The 24,756-nt window shown below is 37.8% G+C and carries 21 protein-coding genes; 7 read left to right on the top strand and 14 right to left on the bottom strand.

The genetic code is table 11. The features are described from left to right. Positions 1 to 77: 77 nt before the first annotated feature. Positions 78 to 410: a winged helix-turn-helix transcriptional regulator gene (locus CFK40_RS02735; RefSeq protein WP_089530559.1), complete on the top strand. Its 333-nt coding sequence runs from the start codon at positions 78 to 80 to the stop codon at positions 408 to 410. Positions 411 to 1,651: 1,241 nt separating this feature from the next. Here the strand turns inward: CFK40_RS02735 and hutI are convergent. The 6 genes from hutI to cls form a co-directional block, all read right to left on the bottom strand. Then, entirely contained in the window at positions 1,652 to 2,905 is a 1,254-nt protein-coding gene (gene hutI, locus CFK40_RS02730; protein WP_089530558.1) for an imidazolonepropionase, read from the bottom strand. A 15-nt stretch (positions 2,906 to 2,920) separates the two neighbouring features. After that, positions 2,921 to 4,573, bottom strand: coding sequence for a urocanate hydratase (hutU, locus tag CFK40_RS02725; protein WP_089530557.1), 1,653 nt, complete (start codon positions 4,571 to 4,573; stop codon positions 2,921 to 2,923). Continuing rightward, complete coding sequence (hutH, locus tag CFK40_RS02720) at positions 4,566 to 6,086, bottom strand: histidine ammonia-lyase (protein ID WP_089530556.1); 1,521 nt, start codon at positions 6,084 to 6,086, stop codon at positions 4,566 to 4,568. Before hutH ends, hutU begins: the two co-directional genes overlap by 8 nt. A gap of 277 nt (positions 6,087 to 6,363) precedes the next feature. Beyond that, positions 6,364 to 7,788 carry an alanine/glycine:cation symporter family protein gene (locus CFK40_RS02715; RefSeq protein WP_089530555.1) on the bottom strand — a complete coding sequence of 475 codons (1,425 nt, stop codon included), beginning with the start codon at positions 7,786 to 7,788 and terminating at the stop codon, positions 6,364 to 6,366. Positions 7,789 to 8,040: 252 nt separating this feature from the next. Next, on the bottom strand, positions 8,041 to 8,556 hold the full coding sequence (locus CFK40_RS02710) for an acyl-CoA thioesterase (RefSeq protein WP_089530554.1): 516 nt from the start codon (positions 8,554 to 8,556) through the stop codon (positions 8,041 to 8,043). Positions 8,557 to 8,577: 21 nt separating this feature from the next. Beyond that, the gene (gene cls, locus CFK40_RS02705; RefSeq protein ID WP_089534268.1) at positions 8,578 to 10,011 is read right to left on the bottom strand and encodes a cardiolipin synthase; all 1,434 of its coding nucleotides are present in this window, start codon (positions 10,009 to 10,011) and stop codon (positions 8,578 to 8,580) included. Positions 10,012 to 10,118: 107 nt separating this feature from the next. Between cls and CFK40_RS02700 the strand changes: the two genes are divergently transcribed. Then, entirely contained in the window at positions 10,119 to 10,676 is a 558-nt protein-coding gene (locus CFK40_RS02700) for a Rossmann-fold NAD(P)-binding domain-containing protein (RefSeq protein WP_089530553.1), read from the top strand. Between the two features lie 4 nt (positions 10,677 to 10,680). Here the strand turns inward: CFK40_RS02700 and megL are convergent, their stop codons facing one another. Then, entirely contained in the window at positions 10,681 to 11,865 is a 1,185-nt protein-coding gene (gene megL / locus CFK40_RS02695) for a methionine gamma-lyase (RefSeq protein ID WP_089534267.1), read from the bottom strand. Between the two features lie 268 nt (positions 11,866 to 12,133). Here megL and rarD point away from each other — a divergent pair, with 268 nt between their 5' ends. The 3 genes from rarD (at position 12,134) to CFK40_RS02680 (ending at position 14,699) form a co-directional block, all read left to right on the top strand. Beyond that, positions 12,134 to 13,042 carry an EamA family transporter RarD gene (gene rarD, locus CFK40_RS02690; RefSeq protein WP_089530552.1) on the top strand — a complete coding sequence of 303 codons (909 nt, stop codon included), beginning with the start codon at positions 12,134 to 12,136 and terminating at the stop codon, positions 13,040 to 13,042. Between the two features lie 109 nt (positions 13,043 to 13,151). Next, positions 13,152 to 14,045 carry an SGNH/GDSL hydrolase family protein gene (locus tag CFK40_RS02685; RefSeq protein WP_089530551.1) on the top strand — a complete coding sequence of 298 codons (894 nt, stop codon included), beginning with the start codon at positions 13,152 to 13,154 and terminating at the stop codon, positions 14,043 to 14,045. A gap of 27 nt (positions 14,046 to 14,072) precedes the next feature. Then, positions 14,073 to 14,699, top strand: a complete 627-nt coding sequence (locus tag CFK40_RS02680; RefSeq protein WP_089530550.1) for a YpmS family protein — start codon at positions 14,073 to 14,075, stop codon at positions 14,697 to 14,699. A 51-nt stretch (positions 14,700 to 14,750) separates the two neighbouring features. Here CFK40_RS02680 and CFK40_RS02675 read toward each other — a convergent pair whose 3' ends face one another. Both CFK40_RS02675 and CFK40_RS02670 read right to left on the bottom strand, forming a co-directional pair. Continuing rightward, on the bottom strand, positions 14,751 to 15,746 hold the full coding sequence (locus CFK40_RS02675) for a helix-turn-helix transcriptional regulator (protein WP_089530549.1): 996 nt from the start codon (positions 15,744 to 15,746) through the stop codon (positions 14,751 to 14,753). A 148-nt stretch (positions 15,747 to 15,894) separates the two neighbouring features. Then, a complete protein-coding gene (locus CFK40_RS02670; RefSeq protein WP_089530548.1) occupies positions 15,895 to 16,515 on the bottom strand; it encodes a hypothetical protein in 621 nt (206 codons plus the stop codon). A gap of 381 nt (positions 16,516 to 16,896) precedes the next feature. On the opposite strand from CFK40_RS02670, the gene CFK40_RS02665 reads away from it, so the two are divergent. Then, entirely contained in the window at positions 16,897 to 18,519 is a 1,623-nt protein-coding gene (locus CFK40_RS02665) for an ABC-F family ATP-binding cassette domain-containing protein (RefSeq protein ID WP_089530547.1), read from the top strand. Between the two features lie 222 nt (positions 18,520 to 18,741). Here CFK40_RS02665 and CFK40_RS02660 read toward each other — a convergent pair whose 3' ends face one another. Together CFK40_RS02660 and CFK40_RS02655 are read right to left on the bottom strand one after the other, a co-directional pair. Then, on the bottom strand, positions 18,742 to 19,686 hold the full coding sequence (locus tag CFK40_RS02660) for an NAD-dependent epimerase/dehydratase family protein (RefSeq protein WP_089530546.1): 945 nt from the start codon (positions 19,684 to 19,686) through the stop codon (positions 18,742 to 18,744). Positions 19,687 to 19,722: 36 nt separating this feature from the next. Then, positions 19,723 to 20,916 carry a glycine C-acetyltransferase gene (locus tag CFK40_RS02655; RefSeq protein WP_089530545.1) on the bottom strand — a complete coding sequence of 398 codons (1,194 nt, stop codon included), beginning with the start codon at positions 20,914 to 20,916 and terminating at the stop codon, positions 19,723 to 19,725. 419 nt (positions 20,917 to 21,335) lie between these two features. On the opposite strand from CFK40_RS02655, the gene CFK40_RS21460 reads away from it, so the two are divergent. Then, positions 21,336 to 21,464 carry a hypothetical protein gene (locus CFK40_RS21460; RefSeq protein ID WP_264371387.1) on the top strand — a complete coding sequence of 43 codons (129 nt, stop codon included), beginning with the start codon at positions 21,336 to 21,338 and terminating at the stop codon, positions 21,462 to 21,464. Positions 21,465 to 21,552: 88 nt separating this feature from the next. Here the strand turns inward: CFK40_RS21460 and CFK40_RS02650 are convergent, their stop codons facing one another. The 3 genes from CFK40_RS02650 to CFK40_RS02640 all read right to left on the bottom strand — a co-directional run bounded on the left by CFK40_RS02650 (position 21,553) and on the right by CFK40_RS02640 (position 24,748). Continuing rightward, positions 21,553 to 22,392: a LysM peptidoglycan-binding and 3D domain-containing protein gene (locus CFK40_RS02650; protein ID WP_089530544.1), complete on the bottom strand. Its 840-nt coding sequence runs from the start codon at positions 22,390 to 22,392 to the stop codon at positions 21,553 to 21,555. Positions 22,393 to 22,749: 357 nt separating this feature from the next. After that, positions 22,750 to 23,685, bottom strand: a complete 936-nt coding sequence (locus CFK40_RS02645) for an ABC transporter ATP-binding protein (protein WP_089530543.1) — start codon at positions 23,683 to 23,685, stop codon at positions 22,750 to 22,752. Next, positions 23,675 to 24,748, bottom strand: coding sequence for an ABC transporter ATP-binding protein (locus CFK40_RS02640; protein ID WP_089530542.1), 1,074 nt, complete (start codon positions 24,746 to 24,748; stop codon positions 23,675 to 23,677). Before CFK40_RS02640 ends, CFK40_RS02645 begins: the two co-directional genes overlap by 11 nt. Positions 24,749 to 24,756: the final 8 nt, after the last annotated feature.

Raw genomic sequence — 24,756 nt, 5'->3', positions numbered from 1 at the left:
ATACTGTCATCAAGTTACTTTTCGTAATTAATGTATATAAAGGCATGTAAAAAACCATTTTAAAAGAGGTGATCTTCATGCAAGAATTATGTCCGCGGTTTGAAAATGCAATGCAACTTGTCAGCAAACGTTGGGTAGGTTTGATTCTCTTTGATCTTTTAAAAGGTAAAAAACGTTTTTCTGAAATGGAAGCAGACTTACCTATTAGCGGAAGGTTGCTCTCTGATCGGTTAAAAATGTTGGAACAGGAAGGTATTGTTGAGCGTAATATCTACTCCGAATTTCCTGTTCGAATCGAGTATTCTTTGTCTGAAAAAGGAAAAGCATTAGAACCAGTAATTCAAGAAATTCAGCGCTGGGCTGAAGACTGGGTTATATTAAACGACCAAACTGAAGAAGAAATAAAATAGACAATAGGCTGTACACAAACAGCCTATTTTTTTTGCAACGGGTTCCGTTACCTATCGCAAAGATTAAAATATATGTTGCGTAACAATAACCGGTGTACGTCTACAATTTCGCATGCAAAATGAATAAAAAATACCTAAAATTACTTTTGAGGACATCAGATCCTTTATTTATAGAGAAGGCATCAATATTTCGGTGTTAGCGGACACCAGATACCTTATTTGGGAGGAATACCCTTATTTTACTTCGATATATGTTAAATAACGGATTGTATGTCCGCATACCTCCTCAAAATCACTGTTTTAATGAAATAACGAATCGTATGACCGCCAGTTCCTGCTAACAAGGTGTTTTAAATAAGCAATTAAACGAATACGGGAAATCGCGATAAAAAAGTTGAATTTTTTAACAGGCTCGCATATAATTGTGGTAGCAAGTAATAATAAAAAACGAGCCGTAAGCTTGAACTTACGACTCTAAACAGTTTCCGCAAGATGCGGCGACTTTTTAACTGGGTAAAAGTAATCACCAGCTTATGTCGGCAGGGTGATTACTTTTTTTCATGGCTGCTCACAATCAATACAACAAGAGTTGCAAACAGAATCATCAACTCAAGTGTTTTATCAATTGGTATCACAGGCATTCACCCCCTTTCTTTCCTGGGGATGATACTGCCAACACCTCCCGTCTGTTATGGGATGTGCGCCTCACCCTGCTTCACTGTCTAACTCTATTATACAATACATCCATCCAAAAGGAACATATATTCTTAAATATTTTAACATGTTGATATTTTATAGACTCAACTTTAGCAAAAGTAAAATAGACAATAGGCTGTATACAAACAGCCTATTTTTTGTGGTTATTTTAGGAATTAGTTAACCCTGAAGCTTTTCACCTAACATAAACAGCACCATGACATGTGTCCTTCATACAAACGTTGCTAGTTACCGATCACATCTGTCCGGGTCCATGTTCAGGTCACCAAAATCTATAATGGATTATGCAAAATCAAGCCCAGTATGTCCCGAAAAAGTAGTGTAGCTCTGCAATGCCGACCGAATATCAGTCGGGGCAAAGGAAGCCCCTGAATGACTAATCGATGACTTGGAAAATGGCGCGCCTGCAATGCCACATTCATCAGTTTTGCCACCTTCAAATGGTACGAGCAATTCGCTGACCTTTGTTGTATAACGATTCTTAAAAACCGCTTCTCAAGCAGGCTTAAGATGTCTCAACAGTGTCATCGTATCGCCTGCCTCTCATATAATACGGATCCATTTTTTACAACAGTATTTATGTGGTTAACACCGTAATGATATGGAATATACATATAATTTGGTGCATCCCACAGAACAATATCTGCTTTTCTACCTATCGCAATTGTCCCCGCTTCTGAACCACGACCAATCGCATGCGCCGCGTTAACTGTTACCGCATGCCAAATTTCTTCAGGTGAAAGTTTCAATTTTAATGCTGCAATTGACATAATTAACTGCAAATTTTCCGTTACGGAACTACCTGGATTAAAATCGGTTGAAATAGAAATTGCCGCACCAGCATCCACCATCTTGCGTGCAGGTGAATACGTATCTTTCCCTAGGTAAAAACTGGTTCCAGGCAAAATAACGCCAATTGTATCAGATGCTGCGAGCTGCTTGATTCCCTCGTCAGAAGCAACAGCCAGGTGATCACCACTGATCGCTCCAACCTCCACAGCAAGTTCTGTCCCACCTAACGGATCAATTTCATCTGCGTGAACTTTAACACCAAAGCCCTTTTCCTTAGCAGCTAATAGATATTTTCTTGATTGCTCGACTGAAAACACGCCTGTTTCGGTAAAAATATCCACAAATTCGGCAAGATTCTTATCTTTAATTTCATCGAACATTTCAGCCATTTCATCCAAAAAAGCATCTGGATTTTCTTTATATTCAGGTGGAATTGCATGTGCTCCAAGAAAAGTTGAAACAAGGTCTAATGGATGCTGATCACCAGCGGCTTTTGCAACCTGAAGCTGTTTAAGCTCGGTTTTTTTGTCTAATCCATACCCACTTTTTGCTTCTACAGTGGTAATCCCGTGCATAGCCATCCGATCCAGATGGAATAAAGCTTTTTCCAATAAATCCTCATAAGCTGTTTCCTTTGTGGAGTTAACCGTTGATAAAATGCCTCCACCTTGCTTTAAGATTTCAAGATAAGGTACCCCCTGTTGTTTTAAAGCCATCTCTTTTTCACGTGAGCCACCAAAAACTAAATGTGTATGAGGATCGACTAAACCAGGTGTAACAAGTTTACCTTTTGCATCAATTGTGCGGGCTGCTTGGATATTAGCTGCTTTTTCAGACGAACCAATCCAATCCACTTTTCCGTTCCGAACGGCAACTGCAGCTCCCTCCAGTACGGTTAGTTCATTCATGTCGCGACCTTTTACAGGGCCCTTTTTATCCATTGTAAGTAATTGTCCGATATTTGTAATGAGTAAATCTACGTGCATGATATGTGCTCCTTTCTATTTTTTCGTTGGGATTGTAATGTTATGTTCCTCGGCAAAGTCAATGGCAGATTCATAGCCTGCATCTGCATGACGAATGACTCCCATACCAGGATCTGTTGTTAGAACACGTTCAAGACGTTCTTGTGCTAAATCTGTTCCGTCTGCTAGAGCAACCATTCCGGCATGTAGGGAATAACCCATACCAACGCCACCGCCATGATGAAAGGAAATCCACGAACCACCTGCAGCTGTGTTGATCAGTGCGTTTAATACCGCCCAATCACCTACAGCGTCACTACCGTCTTTCATATCTTCTGTCTCACGGTTTGGTGACGCAACAGAGCCACAATCTAAATGGTCGCGTCCGATAACAACAGGGGCCTTTAATTCACCCGTACGAACAAGTTCATTAATTGCTAGACCCATTTTCATGCGTTCCCCGTAGCCTAACCAGCAAATTCTAGATGGAAGCCCTTGAAAAGCAATTTGATCCTGTGCCATATCAATCCAGCGAATTAATGCCGCGTTTTCTGGGAATAACTCTTTAATCAATCGATCTGTACGATAAATATCTTCTGGATCACCTGAAAGTGCCACCCAACGGAATGGCCCTTTTCCTTCCGTGAATAATGGGCGGATATAGGCTGGCACAAACCCAGGAAAATCAAATGCTTTCTCCACGCCCTCGTCATGTGCAACTTGACGAATGTTATTACCGTAGTCAAACACAATTGAGCCTTTTTCTTTATATAAAAGCATCGCTTCTACGTGCTTTGCCATGCTTACTTTTGATTTTACATTATATGCTTCTGGATCTTTCTTACGTAAAACTTCTGCCTCTTCAACTGTGAATCCAACTGGAACATAGCCATTCAACGGATCATGTGCAGATGTTTGATCTGTTACAATATCAATTTTAATATCTTTGTCTAGGAGTGCATGGTGGGTCTCAGCAGCATTTCCTAGTAACGCAATGGATAAAGATTTTCCGGCATCTCGCGCCTCTTTTGCTAAGCAAATTGCTTCATCAATACTTTCCGTCATAACATCGCAGTATTTTGTTTTTAGGCGTTTTTCGATACGGCTTTTGTCGACTTCAACTGCAATAACAATCCCTTCATTCATTGTGACAGCAAGCGGTTGTGCACCTCCCATACCACCAAGACCAGCAGTTAAGGTTATGGTTCCTTTTAACGAGCCATTGTAATGTTTTTTTGCAAGCGAAGAAAATGTTTCATATGTTCCTTGTAAGATCCCTTGTGTACCAATATAAATCCAGCTACCAGCTGTCATTTGTCCATACATCATTAGGCCTTTTTTATCGAGTTCATGAAAGTGTTCCCAATTTGCCCACTTTGGTACTAAAACAGAATTAGATAATAATACACGTGGTGCATGTTTATGTGTTTTAAACACCCCAACAGGCTTACCCGATTGAACTAACATCGTTTCATCATTCTCAAGATTTCGCAATGTCTCAACAATCGCGTGAAAAGCACCCCAATTACGAGCAGCTTTTCCAATTCCACCGTACACAACTAGCTCTTCAGGGTTTTCAGCTACCTCAGGGTCTAGGTTATTGTACAGCATACGTAATGCCGCTTCTTGTTCCCATCCTTTACATTCTAATTCCAATCCTTTTTTTGCTTTCACTTCCACTTTATTCATGAAAAACTCCTCCTTTTAAACTCACATTTGAATGTGCGTCCTCTTTTAACCAGTTTGTTAGATTCGTAATATCTGTTGCAAAAATACGGTCAGCAGTAATGTTAGGAACAATCTCACGAGCTTTCTTGTAAAACTCTTTTGTAAGAGTTCCCATTTGGTCGGTACCTCGATATTCTACAGCTTGCATTGAACAAATTAATTCAATTGCTACCACATGTCGTGCATTTTGCAACATTTGCAGTGCATGTCTTGCTGCAATCGTTCCCATACTGACATGATCCTCTTGGTTGGCAGAGGATGGAATGGAATCCACACTTGCTGGATGTGCAAGTGTCTTATTTTCCGATACAAGTGACGCTGCACTATACTGCATAATCATTGCGCCAGACTCAAGGCCAGGGTTCGGACTCAAAAACGCCGGCAAATCATTTAGTTGCGGATTCACCAAACGCTCAATGCGGCGTTCAGATATGTTCGCAGTTTCGGCAATACCAAGTTTGATAAAATCCATTGCAAACGCAATTGGTTCCCCGTGAAAATTTCCACCTGAAATCACTTTATCTTGGTCCGAAAAGATTAATGGATTGTCAGTCACAGCGTTCATTTCGGTAAATAGTTTATCTTTTGCATAATTGATTGTTTGCCAGCATGCACCAAGAACCTGCGGGATGCACCTTATTGAGTAGGCATCTTGAACACGTAGTTCACCTTGTCTTGTGATGAGCGTACTGTCAGCTAAGCTATTACGCATCCGCTCTGCTACGTCCATTTGTTCCTGGTGACCACGTGCAGCATGTAAATCCGTATCAAATGCATCAATAATCCCTTGCAGTCCTTCCATCGTCATTGCAGAAATTAGTTCACTTTGATGAAGAAGTTTTTCAGCTTCAAGGTATGTGATTACTCCCACAGCGGTCATTGCTTGTGTTCCGTTTATAAGTGCGAGTCCTTCTTTCGCTTTTAATGTTAGTGGTTTAATTCCTTCTCGATGAAGTGCATCAAAAGCTGTCATTTTTTCACCTTGATAGATAACGTCCCCTTCACCCATAAGGCCTAGTGCCAAATGGGAAAGTGGCGCGAGATCTCCACTTGCCCCGAGTGAACCTTGCTGTGGAACAACTGGATGAATGCCACTGTTTAATAGGTTCAATAGCTGGTTTACTACTACTAGACGAACACCGGAATACCCCTGCGTGAGTGCATTTGCCCGAAGCAAGAGCATTGCCCGTATGATGCTTTCAGAAAATGGCTCTCCTACCCCACAAGCGTGGGAATGAATCAAGTTTAGTTGTAGATCGTCTAGATCAGTGTCTTCAATTACCACATCACTAAATTTTCCAAAGCCTGTGTTAATCCCGTACATCGTTTTTTTATCCATAATAAGCTTATCAACCGTTTCTCGATTTGCTTCTATGTTTATACATGTTTCAGTTGCTAACTTCACTTTCTCATTGCCAAAAACAACGCGTTTCACTTCATCAAAAGTTACTGTTTTTCCAGTCAAGATAACCATGATTAACCTCCTTCTAGTACCGCTTTACTTGGATAAAGCAATGAAAGTAAAAAGAGGCTACGGTTATAAACCGCGCCTCTTTAATCGATCATTTAATTGATTTAATTGTATCTTGCAGCTTTTCATAAAAAGCACCCCAATTATTAGAAAACTCTTATTCCTATTGTAAGCGTTTTCTATTAATGTTGCAACTATTCATAAGAATTTTTCGCGAAATAGTGGTGTTAGTGAGCGATAAAAAAAACGCAAGAGCTTTTATGGCCCTCACGTTTTTTGTTTAATCCTGATCATGTTTTGCTTCTTTACGATCCCAGAGTTCAACACCATTTTGGTTTTCTAGTACATCTCGGTAAAACACTGGATCTTTTCCTTGTTTTCGTTGACGTTGATAATCTTTTAATACGCGATTTGCAATCTTAAATAGCTTAGTGATGGCGTATAAGTTAATCAATGCCATGATTGCCATTGATAAGTCAGCAAGAGCCCATACTAAATCAAAGGAAACAATTGCTCCAAATACAATCATTGCAAGTACAGCTATACGATAGAGGAATAAAGCAACTTTACTTTCTTTAATGAACCCAATGTTATTTTCTCCGTAATAATAATTCCCAAGAATAGAGCTATATGCAAATAGGAAAATTGCCACTGCAATAAAGATAGATGCCCAATCACCAATGTGGAATTCAAATGCACTTTGTGTTAATTGGATCCCGTCAAGCTCGCTTCCTTGATATCCGCCAGCCGAAATAATAATAAAACCTGTTGCACTACAAATTAAAATGGTATCAAAGAATACACCTAATGATTGGATTAACCCTTGTTTTGCAGGATGTGTAACTTCTGCGGTCGCAGCCGCGTTTGGTGCACTACCCATTCCGGCCTCATTGGAAAATAAACCACGTTTAATTCCCATCGAAATTGCTGCACCGAATCCACCACCTGCTACTTCACGAATACCAAACGCATTTGCAAGAATAAGTGAAATTAAGTCTGGAACTGCTGCTATATTCACGATTAACACATAAACAGCAAGAATAATGTATAGAATAGCCATTATTGGAACTATGTATTGTGTTACATTCGCGATTGTTTTCAATCCTCCGAAAATAACGATAGCCGTTAATATGACAAGAATAATAGCCATAATGCCTTTACTGAAATCAAATTCGTTAGCAAACGCTAAACTTATTGTATTTGATTGCACGGAATTGAATACAAGTCCATACGTAAATGTAATCGTGATTGCAAAAAGGATTCCAAGCCAACGCTTATTGAGCCCTTTTTCCATATAATATGCAGGACCACCACGATATTGGTTTTTTTCAGGAACTTTATAAACCTGCGCAAGTGTACTCTCGACAAATGCTGTCGCAGCACCTAACAACGCAATAACCCACATCCAAAAGATTGCTCCTGGTCCGCCAATTGCTATGGCAGATGCAACACCAGCAAGGTTTCCTGTTCCTACCCTCGATGCAGCACTAATAGCAAATGCCTGAAAGGATGATGTCCCTTTTTTCCCCTTAGCACTCATTGTTCGTTTATCGAATAAAACCCGGAACATTTCAGGTAAATACCTAAATTGGACAAATTTTGTTTTTATAGTAAACCAAAGGCCAAGGCCAATTAGAACAATAATTAATAAATAATCCCATAAAATGCCATTAATTTCTCCAACCATGCTCTCAATGAAACCCATGTTTTGTTCTCCTTCCAGATAAATTCAGAATGCTTTATTTTAAGCTTGCATTCTATATACCCCTTGCAACTACTTGTAATCCATATTTCAACAATAGACTCTCAATATTTTATCATAACTGCAAAGAAAAACATAATTGGAAAGTGGAATGAAATGGTGGTGATATATCGAATTAAGTGCTGATTTCCTAATTGAACTTCCAGCAAAAAAAATAAACCGCCTCAAAACAGAAGCAGTTCATCATACAAAGCTTTATCGATCCCAAGGGAAATCGGTGCCAAATGCTTTTGCTAGTTCTTTTGAGTTTGCACGACGTTCCTTACGATGCTTTGCTCGTACTGGTGCATGTTGATGGAGGTTCTTTTCAAACTCTGTTTCCGGTACAACCGATTTGACGGGGATTGGGCTACCATTTTCGTCCACCGCTACAAATGTTAAAAAGGCTGTCGTGCATACTTTTCGCTCTCCTGACAGCAAGTGTTCCGTTACTGCTTTAACGAATACTTCCATCGATGTATTGTGTGTCCAAGTTACAAATGCCTCTACGCAAATGGAGTCTCCTTCTTTTACAGGTGCGAGAAAATCAACTGAGTCTGTTGAAGCAGTAACCACTGTTTCTCTAGCATGACGAGCCGCTGCTATAGCTGCCACATCATCAATATGTGCCATCAGCTTTCCGCCGAATAATGTTCCATGTGTATTGGTGTCAGGTGGTAGTACATGTGATGTTTTGACTGTTAATGAATTCCTACATGTGTTTGTTTCCATTTTTGTTTTCCTCCTACTATCTTACAAAATTGGTGAGAGTAACCGTGAGATGGATTCTTTAAATCGAATACCAATCGATCGTTGTTCATATAAACTTTTGGTCATCTGAGTGGAGAGACTAATATCCTCCATATAGCTTTCCACTAATTTCCCAGCTACAGTACTGTCATATAAAAACGCGTTCCCTTCAAAGTTCAACTTAAAGCTACGCACATCAATATTAGCGGTCCCAACTGATGCAATTTTACCATCTACTATAATGGTTTTGGAATGAAGAAATCCGTTTTGGTAAATATATACTTCCGCACCAGCCTTAAGCAAGTCGCCTATATAGGAAAGTGTTGCCCAATAGACAAATGGATGGTCTGGCTTATTTGGGATCATAATCTTTACATTAACACCTGAAAGACAAGCAATCCGTAATGCATCCGCAAGACTCTCATCAGGGATGAAATATGGTGTCTGTATATAGACATATTCTTTAGCTGATAAGATCATTTTAATGTAACCATTTTTTATTTGTTGCCATTCAGAATCTGGGCCGCTTGAAACAATTTGAATTCCTACATCTCCAGCGGGAACAGCAGCATAGAACCGTTCGTCATATAAAATATCATTTCGTGAAGCTTGATTCCAATCTAAAATAAAACGCGTTTGCATATGATGAACAGCATCCCCAATTATACGCAGATGTGTATCACGCCAATAACCAAATTTCTTATTTTTGCCCAAGTATTCATCACCAATATTGAAGCCGCCTATGTAGCCAATTTTTCCGTCTATGACCGCGATTTTTCTATGATTACGGTAATTGATTTTCATATTGATTTTAGGAATTTTTGGAGGAAAAAAAGCCTCTACCTGCCCACCGGCTTGACGAATTCGTTTTATAAACTTTCTACTTAGTGTGCGCGATCCCATATCATCATATAAAACGCGAATTTCTACCCCTTCATTTGCTTTTTTCACTAAAACATCTGCAATCTGTTTTCCGAGTTCATCATAACGAATGATATAATAGAGCAAATGGATATGATCGTTGGCTTTTTGTAGGTCTTGCAGTAACGCTTTAAACTTTTCTACTCCATCTGTATAGATATCAACCTTGTTATCTTGTGTAAAAATCGCATCATTATTTCTTAAATGCAAATAGTACAGATCTTTATATTCGCTTAGTTCCTTTTGTTTAAAAACAAACGTATTTTCTTCTAAAGCCCGAAGTTGAGACTGTACGGAGCGTTTAACACCCAGCTTACTTTTCGTCTCCCACGTAAAAATATGTTTATTACTGATTTTTTTGCCAAACACCAAATAAAGAAAAAAGCCCGCAATTGGAATAAGCAATAAAACCATTAACCATGCCCACGTGGCAGTTGCGTCTTTTCGTTCCAAAAATATAACGGTAAATGCTAAACCCATATTTGATATGATAATAAACGCTAAAAAGTAAGGCATAAATTCCAAGGCGGTCTTCTCCTCCCTCTAGAAATTCAGATTTTCTTAGTATCCATAATATAGCACACTTCACTCTAACAAGTTAGTATGACAAAGAGGTGACTTAGATGAAAAGTAAAAAATATGCTTTAGTGATTGGTGGAACGGGGATGCTGGCGCAAGTATGCCATACGCTAGTTGATGATTATTACTATGTATCTGTCATCGGTCGTAGTACTATTCGCCATCAGCGTTTAAATTATTCAAGTCCAGACTCAGATAAAATACATGCAATTGAAGTGGATTATCACGATGATGGTCATCTTAGATATGAGCTACATAAAGCTTTTCAATCATTTGGCATACCGGACCTTGTAGTTAGTTGGATCCATGGATCAGCACCACATGCACTTAATTCGTTAATCGACGAAATAACAGGAATACATCAAACAAAGACATGGAAGTTATTCCATGTTCAAGGTAGTTCCCGCTATTTTATAAAAGAAAACACGCCTGTACCTGAAAATTGTCAGTACAGACGCGTTTTTTTAGGATTTATCCTGAATAGTACTAACTCACGATGGTTAACACATAATGAGATTGCTACTGGTGTTATCCACGCAATTCGGACTGATCAAATAGAAACCGTTGTAGGCACCCTGGAACCATGGGATAAAAGGCCATAAGCTGTTAAATTTGATTCAGCGCCTGTTCTATATCTGTCCAGATATCTTCCCATGCCTCAAGTCCGATGGATAAACGTATTAATTGATCCGTTATTCCCATTTGTTTTCTAGCTTCTACAGGAATAACAGAATGCGTCATTGTCGCCGGATGCTGGATAAGTGTTTCTGCGTCTCCTAGACTCACAGCAATTTTTATAAATGACAGCTTATTCAACAAGTTCTGAGCATCGGTTTTTGTTCCATTTATGGTAAATGAAATGACGCCTCCACCACGTTTCATTTGTTTCTTGAATATCGGGTAATCAGCGTGGTTTTCATCACTTGGATAATAAACATGGTCCACTTTCGGATGGCTATTTAGCTTTTCAAATATCTTTTCCGCGTTATCCGAATGGCGGTCTAATCGTATTGGTAATGTTTTCAATCCACGAAGTAATAACCATGCATCAAAAGGTGAAATAATTCCACCAATATCCTTTTGAGTAGTCATAGCTACTGAGTCTAAAAATTCCTTTTTCCCTACCACTAAACCAGCAACTACATCACCGTGTCCACCGATATACTTCGTTGCACTATGAAGCACGACATCACAACCAAGTTCCAGTGGTTGCTGTAAATATGGTGATGAAAAGGTATTATCTACTACCACAGGAATATTAAATTCTTTAGCAACCTTTGCAACCATTTGTAAATCGATTAACTTCATTGTTGGGTTGATTGGTGTCTCCACATAAATACATGTTGTTTCAGGGCGTATAAGACGCCTAATTGCTTCTTCTGAATCCATTTCTGAAAAGTCATGAGAAATATTATATTTATCTTTCATCATAGTCAGCAGTCCAAAGGTACATCCATATAGACCTGATGAGCAGATAATATGGTCATTCGCTTTAGTCAGTGCAATTAATACAGCAGAGACAGCTGCCATTCCCGATCCAAATGCAAGACCACGTTCCCCTTTTTCTAGCGCAGCAATCCGTTCCCCTAATACAGCGACAGTTGGATTTCCAAGTCGCGAATAAATATAACCTTCTTCTTCTCCGCCAAATCTGCTTTCTCCTTGCTCTGCAGTGTCAAAGGTAAATGTAGAAGTTTGAAATAGTGGTGTAGCTAAACTGCCTAACATATCTTTAGCGTCATATCCCTCATGTATGACCGTTGTCTCAAAACGCTTTGAATTGGTACTCATTTTTTCTCCCCCAATAGAAAAACTTGTCACTCGTCTCCTCTTTAGTAGCGAGTTGCGAAGTTTATCTTATACTTATATCCTTAGAAGTTCTTAATGAAATTTTTATGCAGAATGTTCTAAAACTATCATATATGATTTTCTATTGTTTTGAAAGCGTTCCCCTTCATTATTATATAAAACCTGCTTATTGCTTTTTATTAGGAAAAACCCTAAACTTATCTTACTTTATTTTTTATTATGGTAGAAGAATAGATTGGGAGTGTCAGTTGTGGAGCAAAGTGACAAAAAAATTGGTATAATATATACTGCTAGCGCCTATTTCCTATGGGGATTCCTACCAATATACTGGAAGCTTATTCAAGAGGTGTCAGCAGGAGAAATATTAGCACACCGTATTATCTGGTCTTTCCTGTTTATGGTTGTTATCATACTTGTTATGCGAAAAGGAAAGTCATTTATTAAAGAATGCAAATTAATCATCAGGAACAAACGCAATTTGATTGGTATTACACTTGCATCAATCATGATTAGCATAAACTGGCTAACGTACATCTGGGCTGTAAATAGTGACCACGTAATCCAAGCAAGTCTAGGATATTATATAAATCCGTTAGTTAGTATCTTACTTGGAATTATTGTGTTAAAAGAAACCTTAACAAGGAGACAACTAGTATCCTTTATCCTTGCTGGTATTGGAGTTGTTTATTTAACCTTTAGTTATGGTGTATTTCCGTGGGTTTCTCTCTTATTGGCGTTTAGTTTTGGATTCTATGGTCTTTTGAAAAAAATGGTCGATGTTAATGCCATGTTCGGATTAACAATTGAAACAATGATTGTAACACCATTAGCACTTATATATGTACCTTTATTCACTGAAAACACTTTTGTACAGGGTGACCTTACATCTAACACGAATTTATTATTGATTGGGGCTGGTGTCGCAACCGCGGTTCCATTATTACTATTTGCAAGCGGTGCGAAAAAAATCCCATTATCGATGATAGGATTTTTACAATACATCGCACCGACAATCATGCTAATACTAGGTGTATTTGTGTACCATGAGGCATTTTCAGCTTCTCACCTTGTTTCATTTATGTTAATCTGGATTGCATTAGTCATTTACATGGGTTCTGCATATCGCAGGCCATCCAAGAGACAAAGAAAAAGTGTTTAATTCCTTCTAAGTAATGTGATACTTTCACTAAAATAAGGGTATACATTATAAGAGGAATTTAACACGCTCCTAACGTAAAGAAAATATACTATCCATAGGTGTGGTCATCATGAAGAAAAAAACAGCTATTATTACTATAGGAGTATTATTGGTAGGGTTAATGATTTTTATAATCATTTCAACTGCATATTCTCCCATTGACAAAGCTATTGATAAAGCAAAAATTGAAGAAAAAGAGGATAAACCAGAAAAAAAAGAGCCAGTTGAAGAAAAAGAAATAGAAACAGAGCATAATGTTACAGGAAAAGTGAAAGACTTGGTAACGGGTGCTGTTCAAGAAACGGTTGACTTTCTCACAAATAATGAAGCTCGAGTTGTAGCGATTGGTGATTCACTAACGCAAGGTGTTGGTGATGAGACTGGTGATGGTGGTTATGTTGGAATGTTAGAAGATGCCTTGAACTCAACAGAGGAAACAATTGTAGAATTTGAAAATTACGGCAAACGCGGCCGTCGTACGGATCAACTTTTGAAGTATTTGGAAGACCCTAAGGTAGCAACATCAATTTCAGATGCAAATATTGTATTGATCACAATTGGCGCAAATGACATTCTACAGGTAGTCAAAGAAAACTTTACCAATATAACAATTGACGACTTTAAAGAGGCCCGCGTTGGATACGAGGATCGCTTAAAGAAAATTTTTGAAAAGATTTATTCATTAAACCCTAATGCAGAGGTTTATTTCCTAGGATTTTATGATCCATTTGGGAGATACTTTCCAGAAGTCAAAGAGCTAGGAGTAATCGTTCAAAATTGGAACCAAACTGGCAAAGCGATTACTGAGAAATATAACAACGCCACCTATATTCCGACAATCGATTTATTCGATGACCGAGGTGTTGATTTATTTTGGAAAGATAACTTCCATCCAAACTATAAAGGCTACCATCGAATAGCAGAAAGGGTTTTGGAATTTCTGCACAAAGAGAACGAGCAATAAAGTAGTACAAGAGAAGGGTGGGCATCTATGAAAAGACGAGACAAACAGCTGAAGTCAAGATGGAAGAAATATTTCTATATATTGCTCACACTTAATGTAGTGATTTTATTTGGTATTATTCTATTAATTTTCTGGCCAGTGTCAAGCTCAAACATACCATCTACAGAACAAGTTGATGAACAAAAGAGTTCGCAGTTTATTGTACGAACAACGAGAAGCAATTTAAATGATCTAGTCAACGCATATCTCGATAAACTACTGGATAACTCACGGCACCACTATAGCATTGTGTTAAAAGATGACGTTCATTTAATAGGAGAGCTACCTATTTTTTCTACAACTATCCCGCTCTCTGTTCACTTCGAACCACTCGTACAAGAAAACGGGGACGTTATTTTGAAACAAAAATCTATTTCTTTAGGCTTATTAGAGCTTCCTAATCAAAAAATCATGGAGTATATGAAAAAGTACCTACCAATGCCAGATTGGGTAACGGTAAATCCAAAAAAGGAAGAGCTATATCTGGCAGTTACGAATATGGATATCCGTAGTAACTTTAAAGTGAGTATTGAACATTTCGATTTAGAAGCGAACAATCTCGCATTTAAAATTCATGTCCCTTATGAGTCACTAGGAATAAAGCCAAATTATTAACCTGATTTCATGACCACCAAGGTCTAAAGCAACTTGGCTTTAGACCTTGTATTATTCACTCTCCTGATATACTTCATTCATTTGTTTGATTTTATCTTTTACGCTATCTACCAAATGGTCAGGTGATAACACTTTGGCCTGATTTCCCCAGGTTAAGATCCAATTGATCAGACCACCTGATAGCTTTGCTTTAGTCGTTAATACGAAATGGTCCTCATTAATCTTTTTGATATCTGCTTCTTTTCCAAACCGATCTAAAACAACATTAACTAACTCTATGTGAAAACGTACTTTAATCCAGATTTCTTCCCCAGCAAACATGTGAAAGCTTTGATTTATGTATTCTTGTAAATGGAAGTTATTGCTTTTTACAAATGATTGCTCACTTACTTCAATATGCCGAATCCGGTCTAGACGATAATGCCTGATCTCTTTTGTTTCTTCAAAGAATCCAATCAAGTAATAAAAATCATTCTGCCAGATCAATGCATATGGTTCTACATGATACCAATCACCATTACGATGAAATGCAAATTCTTTATCTACATTATATTTACCATATTTATAAGTTAGAGCCTTCCCCTCTGAAATAGCCCGATGAACACAATCAATATTGAGTTTAACCAGGTCGTAATCCATATTCGTAGATTGACTAAACAAAATAGGTTCTGGCAATGTTTTTCCAATATGTTTACTAGTTAATTGCTTCATCTTTTTGATTAACTTTTTCTTTTCGTTCGTTGTAATAAATCGTGCAGATAGAATAGCATCAATCATAAGCCGTAATTGATAGGTCTCAAAAAGTCTAGCTTGGTGGCTATAAAATACCTTGCCAAACTTCCCCTTATTTTTTACAATCTCAAAGTCCAACTCGTCCAAAATTTCCAGGTCACGCTTGATGGTGCGGTGATCCACCTTCAATTCGCCACCAGTTATATGTCGTAACTTTTCACTCAGCTCTTCAATGCCTACTTCATTATAATCATCTGTATCCTCAAACAGAATTTCCTTTACCTTCACTAAACGATAATTACCTCCACGTTCCATACAGTAAGAATCCTCCTATTAGAAAACTTGGCTTATCGCCAAGCTTTAATGGCGAAAGCCTTAGTTGCACTTATACTGATATCTACTAAAAATTTATATTTTTTATCAGTGTAAAAAGAGCCATCTACAAGTGTATATGGCCCTCTCCCTATCGAATCACAAATCGTTTTACCTTCGTTAATAAAAATGTAAATGATTGCTTTGTTAACACGCTTTCACCACTAGTTAATACTGGCTCCAAAACAGTTTTTTTGTAATCACCAAGTTTACCTTGAAAGACCAATTGTAAACCAGATAGTCCTCTGATATCTGACGGTGTTGTAAAACAGTCAGGTTTCGAAAGCTTAAACCCTTCTACATCGCGTAAAACAGTCGCGACAAATTGTGAACAAAACATTGCGTGTTCGCGATTTATTTCTATTTGTAGCATGACGCCAAAAAGTCCTAAAAAATTATATTTATAATTGCACGCTTGCAGCTCTATTTCTCTTATTTTTGCTTGAACCTTTTGAAACTCTGCGTCAGTCAAATGATAAGCATAAATGGCACATGATGCATTTTTCAAAAAATTATCGTGAATATTTTCCTTCACAAATCCACCGATAAACGGGTTCCTTGGATTTTTTCTACCGAAACTATAGACCTCCTGCAATTCATCGTCAAATGAGATCGATACATGATTTAAGCCTTCTTTCGTACAATAATTAATTGCACGGGATAAATAAGTTCCAGTATCTGTAAAGAGAAAGTAAATCGTTCTTCCTCCCATGGCATTCCCCTCCGTGTGACGGTATGCATTTAACACTTATTAGTAGTGTTGATTTATTGTTACATATTTACCGTGAAAAATATAGTCTTTTCATAAAAATAAATTTAAATTTACATTAAAAAGTGAATTTTTAAAAATTTATTTTTTAGCTGTGTTTCCTTACTATACTATATGAAGTTACCGCACAAACTTCTACTTTTTTTCAGAAAAAGTTACTTAAGATTGACTAATTGCTATAAATGCCGTAAACTAGGGTTGATGCTATTTTTAATCACAAGACAATTGTATTAACTACTAATGTTTTAAAATATATGAATTACGAAGGCTTTCGCCATTAATAGAAGCGATAGCCACGTTTTATTATTGGAGGAACTAACACATATGATAAATGTTTCAAATGTAAGTTTACGTTTTGGTGACAAAAAATTATTCGAGGATGTAAATTTAAAATTTACACCTGGAAATTGTTATGGTTTGATCGGAGCTAATGGTGCTGGTAAATCAACTTTTATCAAGGTTTTATCCGGTGAAGTTGAACCACAAAGTGGCCATGTATCCCTTTCTTCCGGAGAACGTATGGCTGTTTTAAAACAGGATCACTTTGCATATGAAGATAAGGAAGTTTTGGATACTGTTTTGATTGGACATGAACAATTATACAAGGTAAAACAGGAAAAAGATGCTATTTACATGAAAGCTGATTTTTCTGAGGAAGATGGCATGCGTGCTGCTGAACTTGAAGGTGAATTTGCGGAAATGAATGGTTGGGAAGCAGAATCAGATGCAGCTGTCTTGTTAAAAGGACTCGGAATTGGCGAGGAACTTCATAGCAAGAAAATGGGCGACCTATCTGGGGATCAAAAGGTCAAAATTCTTCTTGCACAAGCATTGTTTGGCAACCCCGATATCCTGTTACTTGATGAGCCGACTAACGGACTTGATATCCAAGCTATTCAGTGGTTAGAGGATTTCCTAATTAACTTCCAGAACACAGTAATTGTTGTTTCTCATGACCGTCACTTTTTGAATAAAGTCTGTACTCATATTGCAGATGTTGATTATGGAAAAATCCAAATTTATATTGGCAACTACGACTTCTGGTATGAGTCTAGTCAACTTGCTTTAAAAATGTCCCAGGACGAAAATAAGAAAAAAGAAGATAAAATTAAAGAACTTCAAGCCTTTGTTGCGCGATTTAGTGCGAACGCTTCAAAGTCTAAGCAAGCAACTTCCCGTAAGAAAATGCTGGATAACATTACACTTGAAGATATAAAACCTTCTTCTAGACGCTATCCTTTTGTCGGTTTCACTCCTGAGCGTGAAATTGGAAATGACTTACTTCGAGTTGAGGGCTTAACGAAAACTATTGGCGATAAGAAAGTATTAGATAATATCAGCTTTACCGTTAATAAAGATGATAAAATTGCATTTGTCGGTCGCGATGATATAGCAAAAACGACTTTACTTAAAATTATAATGGGAGAAATGGAACCAGATGCTGGAACTTATAAATGGGGAGTGACTACATCACAATCCTATTTCCCTAAAGATAATGCCAAGTATTTCGAGGATAATCAACTCCCATTAGTGGATTGGTTGCGCCAATATTCACCTGAGGACCAAACCGAAACATTTTTACGCGGATTTTTAGGTAGAATGTTGTTCTCTGGTGAGGAAGCACTTAAGAAAGCGAATGTGCTTTCAGGTGGAGAAAAAGTACGCTGCATGCTAGCAAAAATGATGCTTAGCAATGCAAACGTACTTGTATTAGACGAACCAACAAACCATTTGGATTTGGAATCCATCACAGCGCTTAATAACGGATTGATTAAATTTAAAGGATCCATTTTATTCACATCACACGATCACCAGTTTGTACACAGTGTGTCAAATCGGTTAATCGAAATTACGCCTAGTGGTATTATTGATAAAGAAATGTCCTATGATGAATATGTGCAGGATAAGAAGTTACAAAAAGATATTGCAACAATGTATGCTGTATAATATAGGAAAGAGCGACACCGAGATTGGTGTCGCTCTTTTTAAATTGGAAGCAGGAAATTTTATCTCACTTTATCAACGTTCGTTATCAGATATCAATGCTTAACTCGTTATATTAACACTCGCCACTTCATCCACAGTTATGCTTCATTCTTACTTTCAATCCCAATCAAAAGAAGGGATCTAGTCTCAGACTAGGTCCCTTCTCCTAACTAAACGTTTTTATTAAAGTTTCGCTTCTACCTTTTCCAGCATGTCTTTGGTCATTTTATCAAGGTCATACTCCGTTTTAAAGCCCCATTCTTTCGTTGCTACAGAGCTATCGATTCGGTTTGGCCAGCTCTCAGCAATCTTTTGGCGAACTGGATCAACGTCATAATCAAGCTCGAACTCAGGAATGCTTTTTCGAATAGCCTTTGCAAAATCTTCTGGTTCAGCGGAAATGGCAGTTATATTGAACGCGTTACGATGCTCTAGCTTGCTGCCATCCGCTTCCATCAATTGAATGATCGCATTTAGCGCATCTGGCATATACATCATGTCCATGTATGTTCCTTCTGCAATATAGGAAGTGTAGGATTGGTTTTTCACAGCTTCATAATAAATTTCAACTGAATAATCCGTTGTTCCGCCGCCTGGTGGTGTTACGTAGGAAATTAATCCTGGAAAACGCACCCCGCGCGTATCAACACCATGGCGTGAATAGTAATAATCACAAAGTAACTCGCCTGCTACTTTATTTACCCCATACATCGTTGTCGGACGTTGGATCGTATCCTGTGGCGTATCGTCTTTTGGTGTGTTTGGACCGAATGCTCCGATTGAACTAGGTGTAAAAAATTGTAATTCAAGCTCACGGGCAACTTCTAGCGCATTCACAAGCCCGCCCATATTTAGATCCCAGGCTTTCTTCGGGGCAGCTTCAGCCTTGGCCGAAAGTAATGCTGCAAGATGCATAACCGTATCGACACCATATTCTTTTGCCACGTCAAATAATCGGTCATAATCGGTTACATCGACAATTTCAAAAGGTCCATCCGCATCATTATGATCTTCTTTTTTTCTTATATCTGTTCCAATTACATTTTCTTTACCATATGTCGTGCGTAGTTTTGTAACAAGCTCAGAACCAATTTGCCCTAAAGCTCCTGTAACTAATATCTTTTTCATTCATTTTACCCCCAACAATTCATCTACCGTACGCTATTACGAAATAACACCTATTTCTTTCCCAACCTTTTCATATATCTGTAGTGCATCGTCAAGCATTTCTTTCGTATGTGCAGCACTAGGCATGTTACGCACTCGTCCTGTCCCTTTTGGTACAGTTGGGAATACAATGGATTTCGCATAAACGCCTTCTTCATATAACTTTTTACTAAATTTTTGCGTGTCTAACTCATCACCGATTACACATGGTGTGATTGGCGTTTCACTGTCACCAATATCAAATCCTAACTTTTTTAGACCAGCTTTTAAGTACTCACTATTTTCCCAGAGCTTTTCATTTAGTTCTGTACTTTCCATCAGCAATTCAATTGCTTTTGTGCTTGCAACTGCGTCTGCCGGTGTAACAGCTGTTGAGAATAAAAACGGGCGTGAACGAACTTTTAACCAATCAATTAGATTTGTTTTTCCAGCAACATACCCTCCAACTACACCGATTGCTTTCGATAATGTACCCATTTGTAAGTCTATTCGATGCTGCAAGCCAAAGTGCTTTACTGTCCCAGCACCCTTACCCATTACACCAGAACCATGTGCGTCATCTACATAAGTGATTAAATCGAACTCTTCTGCAATATCTACAATTTCTGGTAGTAGGGCAACGTCGCCATCCATGGAAAAAACACCATCCGTAATAACCATAATTTTATTATAGTTTCCAGATTCAACTGCTTCTTTTGCTTTTTTACGTAGGTCATCCATGTCAGAATGGTTAACGCGGATAATCTTCGCTTTAGACAAACGGCAACCATCAATAATTGAGGCATGGTTGAGCTCATCTGAAAGAATTGCGTCATTTTTGTCCATAATAGCTGAAATTGCTGCCATATTACAATTGAACCCAGACTGATATGAAATCGCTGCTTCTGTATCCTTGAACTCAGCTAATTTTTTTTCAAGTTCAATATGAACATCTAAAGTACCGTTGATTGTACGTACAGCACCTGCACCAACACCATGAGAATCAACGGCCTCTTTCGCTACCTTTTTCAATCGTTCATCCGTCGCTAAGCCTAAGTAGTTATTGGAAGACAGGTTAATTAGTTCTTTCCCGTCTATTGTAATGGTTGGTCCATTAGGGCCTTCAACAGGTTCAATATCATTGTATAATCCTTTTTCTTTTAGATCCGCAATATTTTCTTCTAAAAACGAATGTAATGATTTACTAGTCATTTTATTATATCCTCCTTAATATGTAAGCGCTCTATTATCTATCTTTAAAAGTCTCCATAAAAACCCTGCGTAACTCCTCTTACAGTTTACCATATTTCACTAATTTTGTTTAATCAGAGCGAGTGTATCTTAGTATGTACATGATTGTATTTTTATTACACAAAATACCTGTCATTTTTGTAAGAAATTACACTAATTTTGTCATAAAATACTATAGTAAAATAGTCACTTTTTTATTATACTAGTGCTAGAACTACTTTATCGCAGTTTGACGGGCAGTAAATCCCCACCCAAAAATTTGGGTTAGACCGTGAATTTCAGGTGGGGATAACTGCCCGTTCAAGCCCGATCGGTTCAACTAACATTCGGTGGGAAAAGAACCCCCACTGAATGAAGTTTCACTTTATGGGGGAAATAATATGAAAAAAGTATTAATCACTGTGTTTCTTATGTTAATTATTGGGTTTGGCATCATAGGTTATACACAGTCTGAAGATCCAAATCAAACAATTGAAAAAGACACTAGTCCGTCATCCATTAAGCTTTAAGCTTATTTGACATAGAAAAAAAGGAAAGCACAAACTAAATAGTGCTTTCCTTTCATTATGCTGGCTATTTTTCATTATTCAATTGTTATTAATTTAAGATTGTTACGTCTACTGTACGAACACCCCATGAGTATGCTTCATCTTTTGTTCCAACATGGATGTCGATTTCACTACCATTGATTCCTCCGCCAATATCTCCAGCAACAGCGCGGCCGTAACCTTCAACATAAACTTCAGTACCTAATGGAATTACATCTGGGTCTACTGCAATTACTTTTGCATTTGGATTGGCATTTAAGTCAATTCCTGTATAAGTTACTCCTGAACATCCAGGACAATCAGCTGTGTAAGCTGTTGCAGATACAGTAATTGTTTCACCTTCTGGGTTACTTTCTTTCGATGTATTTTCGTCATTTGATTTTTCTACCTTAGCAGTTTCAGTTTTTGGTTCTGGTTTTTCAACTTTTTTAGGTTCTGTTTTCTCAGCAGTTTTTGCTTCTGCTTCCACAGGTGCATTTGTTTCTACTGCTTCAGCTGGCTGACTAACTTGTTCTTGACCTATGTTGGCAGTACCATTAATCGCTAGTTTTTGACCAATAACAATTAAGTTAGAGTCTAGATTGTTCCATTCCTTGATGTCTTTATAATTCACACCAAATTTGTTTCCAACCCCAATTAATGTGTCACCTTTTTCAACCTCATATATTTCATTCTTTTCTTCATTGATTACCAGTTTTTGTTTTGGATGAATCACTGTAGATTTCAGTGAATTTATATTAACTAGATCGTTTACTGTTGTATTGTTTTCTTGCGCTATCTCCCAGAGGTTATCTCCTTTTTCTACTTGATACTCCTCAGCTGAGACACTTGACATTCCTGCACCAGCAATAATGATACCTGTAGCAAGTGTGGCTACTAATTTCTTCATAGGTTGTTCCCTCCTCGAATTTCTGACAATCCTTATATTATCACAGGTAAATAAGCATTGCAGTTACAGGGAGGTTAAGAGTCTATTACAAGACTTAACGAAACACCATTGAAATGTTACAAATGTTATAGACTTATAACAAACGAGCGTTTTATTACAAAAATTAGGGACCTTTGAACTATATATTGTGTTACTTTGAAGGTTATTTACACCGAATCCTTGTATTCTAGTATATGTTTTTAACTATGTGAAACGGGAAAACTATTTATTATGGGGAAAAAATCACAAAAACCTTGCAATCTAATCTTAGATTGCAAGGTTTTTGTGATTACTATATTTATTTATTCATTTTATATATTATTTAGTTACTAATTGTTTTTTATACTGCTCAAATTCAGTTGGGGTACAACGCACCCAGTGTCTTGGAGCAACTTCTCTGAACTCTGGTTGTTCATCAACATTGTGTACCGTTGGATCGTACTCAACACGTTTACGGTTACGTTCATATTCAGGATCTGGTAATGGGATAGCAGAAAGCAGTGACTTTGTATATGGATGCAACGGGTTTTTATATAACTCACTACTGTCAGCTAGTTCTACCATATTTCCATAGTACATAACGCCAATACGATCACTTAGATATTTAACCATTGATAAATCATGAGCAATAAATAGATAAGTCAAGCCGTAGTCACGTTGTAATTTTTTCAGTAAATTTACAACCTGTGCTTGGATAGATACATCGAGTGCTGAAATAGGCTCGTCGGCAATAATAAACTCTGGTTTCACCGCAAGAGCACGTGCAATACCAATACGTTGTCTTTGACCACCACTAAATTCATGCGGAAAGCGTGTTGCATGTTCTTTATTCAAGCCTACTGTTTCAAGTAGTTCCTCAACACGTGCTTTACGTTCCTTCGCATCTTTAGCAAGATTATGAACATCGATTCCTTCAGCGATGATATCCATAACCGTCATTCTTGGATTAAGTGAAGAAGAAGGATCCTGGAAAATCATCTGCATTTTACGATTGAATTTTTTCATTTCAGCTGTAGACTTTTTACCATGAACATCTTCACCTTTAAACTTTACACTTCCATCTGTTGCTTCATATAAACGAATGATTGTTCTTCCGGTTGTAGACTTTCCGCAACCTGATTCTCCAACCAATCCAAATGTTTCACCTTGATAAATATCGAAATTAAGGCCATCAACAGCTTTTACAACACCTTTTCTACCTATTTTGAAATGACGCTTTAGATTACTAACTTCTAATAACTTTTCAGCTGCCATGTATTTCACCATCCTTAGCTCCCGGAGCTTCACCAGTTGACGCGAACCCATCCATCCGTTTTTGCACGGATGCTGGAGGCTTTACCTTTGGAGCATTTTCATGCAATAACCATGTTGCAGCATAGTGTGTATCTGATACCTTAAACATTGGCGGTTGCATTTCCTCGTCTACTTTTAATGCATATGCATTTCGTGGTGCAAATGCGTCACCTTTAGGTGGATCAGTCATATCCGGTGGACTACCTGGAATGGTGATTAAATCCTCTGTACTATCATCCAGTGTAGGCATTGATCCTAATAGTCCCCATGTATATGGATGTTTTGGATTGTAGAAAATTTCCTCTGTCGTACCGATTTCAACTATTCTTCCTGCATACATAACCGCGACTCGGTCTGCAACATTTGCAACTACACCCAAGTCATGGGTAATGAAAACAATTGCACTGCTTGTTTCTTTTTGAATATCTTTCATTAATTCTAAAATTTGTGCTTGAATGGTAACATCTAATGCAGTCGTTGGTTCATCCGCAATCAAAAGCTTCGGATTACACGCTAAAGCAATCGCAACAACAACACGTTGGCGCATACCACCAGAGAATTGGTGTGGATATTGATGTAAACGCTGATCTGCATTTGGAATCCCAACAAGCTTTAATAATTCAACTGCGCGCTCACTTGCATTTCTGCGATTCATTTTTTGATGCTTCATTAGGCCTTCCATAATTTGGTTACCGATTTTCATTGTGGGATTCAATGAAGACATTGGATCCTGAAAGATCATCGATATATCTTTTCCACGTATTTTTTGCATTTCTTTTTCTGATTTATGAACTAGGTCTTCCCCTTCAAACATAATTGTTCCTTCTTTTATAACACCCTGTGGTTTCGGAAGAAGACGCATAATAGCTTTAGTTGTAACAGATTTCCCTGACCCTGATTCACCAACAATTGCAAGCGTCTCTCCTTTGTTTACATCAAATGTTACACCACGTACTGCCTGTACTTCACCGCCAAAGGTGTTAAATGATACGTTAAGGTTATTCACTTCTAATAATTTACTCATTTATAAAC

It is taken from the genome of Virgibacillus necropolis (genome assembly GCF_002224365.1).
Classification (GTDB): domain Bacteria; phylum Bacillota; class Bacilli; order Bacillales; family Amphibacillaceae; genus Virgibacillus_F; species Virgibacillus_F necropolis.
The sequence above is the reverse complement of the archived record's forward strand: the minus strand, read 5'-3'. Positions and strand labels throughout refer to the sequence as shown.

Coding starts and splice junctions, on each gene's coding strand:
- CFK40_RS02645 (WP_089530543.1), bottom strand. CDS start 23,685: ATGGCAGCTGAAAAGTTATTAGAAGTTAGTAATCTAAAGCGTCATTTC.
- CFK40_RS02735 (WP_089530559.1), top strand. CDS start 78: ATGCAAGAATTATGTCCGCGGTTTGAAAATGCAATGCAACTTGTCAGC.
- CFK40_RS02660 (WP_089530546.1), bottom strand. CDS start 19,686: ATGAAAAAGATATTAGTTACAGGAGCTTTAGGGCAAATTGGTTCTGAG.
- CFK40_RS02680 (WP_089530550.1), top strand. CDS start 14,073: ATGAAAAGACGAGACAAACAGCTGAAGTCAAGATGGAAGAAATATTTC.
- hutI (WP_089530558.1), bottom strand. CDS start 2,905: ATGCACGTAGATTTACTCATTACAAATATCGGACAATTACTTACAATG.
- CFK40_RS02715 (WP_089530555.1), bottom strand. CDS start 7,788: ATGGGTTTCATTGAGAGCATGGTTGGAGAAATTAATGGCATTTTATGG.
- CFK40_RS02700 (WP_089530553.1), top strand. CDS start 10,119: ATGAAAAGTAAAAAATATGCTTTAGTGATTGGTGGAACGGGGATGCTG.
- CFK40_RS02640 (WP_089530542.1), bottom strand. CDS start 24,748: ATGAGTAAATTATTAGAAGTGAATAACCTTAACGTATCATTTAACACC.
- CFK40_RS02655 (WP_089530545.1), bottom strand. CDS start 20,916: ATGACTAGTAAATCATTACATTCGTTTTTAGAAGAAAATATTGCGGAT.
- CFK40_RS02670 (WP_089530548.1), bottom strand. CDS start 16,515: ATGGGAGGAAGAACGATTTACTTTCTCTTTACAGATACTGGAACTTAT.
- megL (WP_089534267.1), bottom strand. CDS start 11,865: ATGAGTACCAATTCAAAGCGTTTTGAGACAACGGTCATACATGAGGGA.
- CFK40_RS02665 (WP_089530547.1), top strand. CDS start 16,897: ATGATAAATGTTTCAAATGTAAGTTTACGTTTTGGTGACAAAAAATTA.
- CFK40_RS21460 (WP_264371387.1), top strand. CDS start 21,336: ATGAAAAAAGTATTAATCACTGTGTTTCTTATGTTAATTATTGGGTTT.
- cls (WP_089534268.1), bottom strand. CDS start 10,011: ATGCCTTACTTTTTAGCGTTTATTATCATATCAAATATGGGTTTAGCA.
- CFK40_RS02685 (WP_089530551.1), top strand. CDS start 13,152: ATGAAGAAAAAAACAGCTATTATTACTATAGGAGTATTATTGGTAGGG.
- CFK40_RS02710 (WP_089530554.1), bottom strand. CDS start 8,556: ATGGAAACAAACACATGTAGGAATTCATTAACAGTCAAAACATCACAT.
- hutU (WP_089530557.1), bottom strand. CDS start 4,573: ATGAATAAAGTGGAAGTGAAAGCAAAAAAAGGATTGGAATTAGAATGT.
- CFK40_RS02675 (WP_089530549.1), bottom strand. CDS start 15,746: ATGGAACGTGGAGGTAATTATCGTTTAGTGAAGGTAAAGGAAATTCTG.
- hutH (WP_089530556.1), bottom strand. CDS start 6,086: ATGGTTATCTTGACTGGAAAAACAGTAACTTTTGATGAAGTGAAACGC.
- CFK40_RS02650 (WP_089530544.1), bottom strand. CDS start 22,392: ATGAAGAAATTAGTAGCCACACTTGCTACAGGTATCATTATTGCTGGT.